This window comes from Mycobacterium sp. TH-M82 (genome assembly GCF_057473605.1).
Genome location: NZ_JBYCKY010000124.1, coordinates 1 through 3990, shown reverse-complemented (window position 1 = coordinate 3990; position 3990 = coordinate 1). Strand labels below are relative to the sequence as shown.

Below are 3990 nucleotides of genomic sequence, written 5' to 3'. Positions count from 1 at the left end.
GATACCATGCCTTGCCGTCCTGGCTCACCGCCTGACCGGCAGTAACCGGGTCGGCCAACAGATCCTGAACCAGTCGCACATGCTTGGAATCGGCACGCAACCGCGAAACCATCGCGTTGTAACGCTGACGCACCGGCGCAGTCAGGCCCGTCGGGTCCTCTACCGCGACGAAGACGGTTGTCTTGGATCCCTGCTCGCCGAATGCGATCCCCATCCGGTCCACGGTTTGCAGCGAGGGCGCATCAGGAGGGATGAGATTCACCGACTGCTGCTTTACGACGATCTCCAATTGCGGGAACAGCACGGCTAAGACGCCGGCAGCCACCACCCACGCGGCGATGACCAGAACCTTGTGCCGGATACTGAACCGCGCTAAGCGGGCAAGCCGGTCGCTGTAAACGCCCTCACCAGCGGTGACCTTGCGGAGTTGTTCCCGGACCGGCCGACTCAAGGTCGCCACGCCCGACGAAACCCACCCGGTATCTACCATCCCCCGTCTCCGCTACGTTGAAAGAAACTAACGGTATCGCAACAGTACTACCGGTACCCTTTCATGGTGTCGGTGAAACTGCTACCGACAGGCGTGCCCATTCCACTGCGGCGGCACCGATCGGCCCTGGCGCTCGACCTCGATGTCCTGTCGCCGGTTCCGTACCTCGGATACGTCAGTACGTAATCCATTGGTATGCAGATCATTTGACGTTGGGCATGGGTCATCGCTGGCTGCTGACAAGCTCACGAACGCCGTAGGCGAAATGCCAGCCGGGAACTCAGCCTGATCGGCTCATCGCGAACATGATCGTGCATTTCCCGACTCATCAGATCGTCGTCCAGGTACGAGCAAGTGCGAGGGGGATAGTGACGTGGACGAACGCGGCCCTGGTCGACCGGGCGTCCTTGGTGTGTGCGCTTGGCAATACCGCGACTGGCCAGCCGGATATCCCGAACCGCACGCCTCCAGAGGTGGGTTTTCGTCAGCGAAATCGGCACATTCATCAGGATTTGACGTCTTTCGTCCGTGAGGTCGCCGCGCCGAGGCAGAAGCTGGATCCTTCGATAGCCACGCGGCCGGCCGACTGGGGGCAGCACCGTCGACTCCCCCGGGTCCCGAACCGCTCGACCGGTTGCCTGATCACCAATCCTCCTTCGGTGCTTGGCCTACACCGCCAAAGTGTACTCATAGTATCGCTACGATACTACTAGTATCGTTCGACGGATTGAATGGCTTCCCCGGTGCAATTCGCTGCGGGCCAGGTTCGTGGGGGGTTTACGGTGACTACGTGGAGCGTGACGCCGAAACCTCGGTAGATGAAGACGACGACGTCGACCCACGCCGCCTTCGGTCACGGACCCGATTGCTGGATGCGGCGACTAAACTCCTCAATGCCGGTGGCATCGAAGCCGTCACCATCGACGCGGTCACCAAAGCCTCCAAGGTCGCACGCACCACGCTGTATCGGCACTTCACCAGCTCCACCCAACTGCTGGCCGCCACATTTGAACGGCTGCTACCGCAGGTCACCCCACCACCTGCTACGGGATCATTACGCGACCAACTGATCGAGCTGTTGAGCCGACAGGCGACCCTCTTTCAAGAAGCGCCGCTGCACGTCACCACGCTGGCCTGGGTCGCGCTCGGGCCAACACCGGACGGCACAGAGGAAACCTACGATCGCAACGCGCTCCGAACACGGATCATCGACCACTACCGCCAACCGTTCAACAGCCTCCTAGAAGGCCCTGAAGCCCGAGCCGGCCTCGACGACTTCGATCTAGAACTGATCCTGTGCCAACTCGTCGGCCCGGTGGCGTTCGCTCGACTCACCGGGCTGCGCGCAGTCGATCGCCGAGATTGTGAACGTATAGTCGACGATTTCCTCACCGCGCACCGCCGCCCGGCAGACACACCCCCTTCGCGGCCCTCGGCCCGGAAATCCTCGTCCGGCATAAGCCATTCCGATCAAGGCGGCAACTAGCTCGGCAGACGGTCGACGATGCATAGCCCGGATCGGGCTCGCGCACACTGCGCAACTAAAAAGTGTCAACGGCAAGCGAAAACTGATCAGCTTGCCGCGCAGTGGTCAGTATTCAGTTGCCGCCGACAAAAAGTCGATTCCCAGTCGGTATGCGGGCCCGCAGGGCACGAAACGCTATCCGCGCCAGCGACGCATCGAGACAGAAGTGAACGACCCGATCGAAGTGCGGCGTGACGGTAGGTGTTCACCCCGATGTCAACCACAGGACCGGGAACACGCGTTCGCCACGATCGGACAAGCCGGAAGGCAGCAGCACCGAATCACCGGGATACATCATGCTGTCATGCACATCGCATCACACCGGCGTTGGGGGACATCCACCCTCAGCGACCCACGTGTCTTTCGTGGCCAGCTTAAGAGCAGACTCATTGCCTCAGTCAGCATCAGTAACACGTTCGGCGCCAGCGGCTTTTAGCAGCTGGTCGCGCGCTTCATGAAGCCTATCGAGGGCGCTCTTCAAGTCGAGAGCGGCGTCGGCCAATTCAGAGCGGGCCGCCGGGTCGCCGTGTGAAGCAAGGCTCGCGGTCGCCGACGTGAGCGCCCTAACGTGGCGCATGACATCAATGGTGTAGCGAGCGGTCCGCATCGCGGTGGCACCCTCGGTTCGCTGGAGATGATCTCTCATGAGACCTAGCCAATCATCGATCGTGTATCGATCGAAGTTGTACATCGCGTTGAGCACCCAGCGTTGCCAGGCCGGTGGGCGTTGTGATGACGTCCGGAGCAGGACCGGAGGAGTAACCATGATCGAAATTTTAGGGCGCGAAACCGGCGTTTTCGACGGTCAGAATAAAGAATGTATGACGTGACGAACCCGAGTGCGCATTGTGGCAATGGATGAGTTCGGCTGCTTTATCTAGGTGACGCCCCCGACACTGCGGCAGCTAGGTTGGACGCAAAAGCCGGACCGTCATTCACTAGTGCGTATCCGCCCGCGAGGCCTCCTTGGCTGCAGAAGGCTCGTCGTCGGCGCACCCTCCGGAAGGTCACGACGCCCGTGTACTGACCAACGCGGGGGACCAGGCGAGTGGCCGTGCGCGGCACGACGGCGGTGGGGAAGCTGCTGCCGGGATTGCCGTATATCGCTTGGCTACGTGACCAGCGTCGCACGATCCGGCGCGCAGCCAGGTATGCGTCCTGAGCTACCTCTACAACCGCAATGGCCTTCTTGAGTCCGCAGACACCCCAGAATCGGCCGGGTCCGCGCCCAGGTTGCTGCCACAAATTGGGCACGATATGCTGATATTCCTTGTCGCCGTTGATGTTTGGCGATGAGTGTTTGGTGAAGTAGATAGCCAGGCGTTTCGGGTCACACGCACGTAATCCGTTGCGAACATCGATGGCCGTGCCAGCGAGCAAATGGCGCTCGCGCTGCTCGGGATCCGGATGGCCGACGATCTCCGCCCATTCGCGCGAGAGCCAGTCGCGGAATTTGACGCCGGATCGGCCTACCGCATGCGGCGGAGCCATCCAGAGGTGAATGTGCGGAGCGCCGCGGCGTTGAAATTCCAGCTTCCAGATGTAGCGGGCCGGTTCACCCCATTCCCGTTGAAAACGTTTGCGCCACAGCATCATATGCCGCTTTACGCTAGCCCCATCAGGTGCTACAGATTCCCAGTCGCCGGGGTAGGTCAAGGTGACCATTGCAGGGACACGGTCGCACTCCACCAGTGGCGTGTAGTCGAGCTCGGCGAAGGTGCGACACATTGCCGCGCGCGACTTGCGAGACCATTCGGTGATCGCACGGGCTGCCGAGTCGGGAATGTTGCGACCGGCCTCAATGCGATCAACCTCTGCCGTCACATCGAGGCGGTGTCGTTTGACTGCACGCTCAGATGCCTTTTCCGGACGCACCGGGTCGGAACATGTCAAGGCTGGTGAGACAGTTTCTTACGCGGATTTGATGAGTGCTTCGGGGGTTGGTTGGTTGATCCAGGCGACGGTGGGCAGTTTT

3 protein-coding genes and 1 pseudogene are annotated in these 3990 nt (G+C 61.1%); 1 reads left to right on the top strand and 3 read right to left on the bottom strand.

Going from position 1 to position 3990, the window contains the following annotated elements:
* Positions 1-490, bottom strand: a 490-nt coding sequence (locus AC2VON_RS03605; protein WP_486951716.1) for an MMPL family transporter, incomplete at its 3' end; no start/stop codon positions are given.
* 790 nt (positions 491-1280) lie between these two features.
* On the opposite strand from AC2VON_RS03605, the gene AC2VON_RS03600 reads away from it, so the two are divergent.
* Complete coding sequence (locus AC2VON_RS03600) at positions 1281-1976, top strand: TetR/AcrR family transcriptional regulator (RefSeq protein WP_014379124.1); 696 nt, start codon at positions 1281-1283, stop codon at positions 1974-1976.
* 433 nt (positions 1977-2409) lie between these two features.
* Here AC2VON_RS03600 and AC2VON_RS03595 read toward each other — a convergent pair whose 3' ends face one another.
* Together AC2VON_RS03595 and AC2VON_RS03590 are read right to left on the bottom strand one after the other, a co-directional pair.
* Positions 2410-2706, bottom strand: a complete 297-nt coding sequence (locus tag AC2VON_RS03595) for a hypothetical protein (RefSeq protein ID WP_486951715.1) — start codon at positions 2704-2706, stop codon at positions 2410-2412.
* Positions 2707-2888: 182 nt separating this feature from the next.
* Positions 2889-3899 (bottom strand): annotated as a pseudogene (locus AC2VON_RS03590) (rolling circle replication-associated protein); the annotation flags it as partial.
* Between the last annotated feature and the right edge of the window lie 91 nt (positions 3900-3990).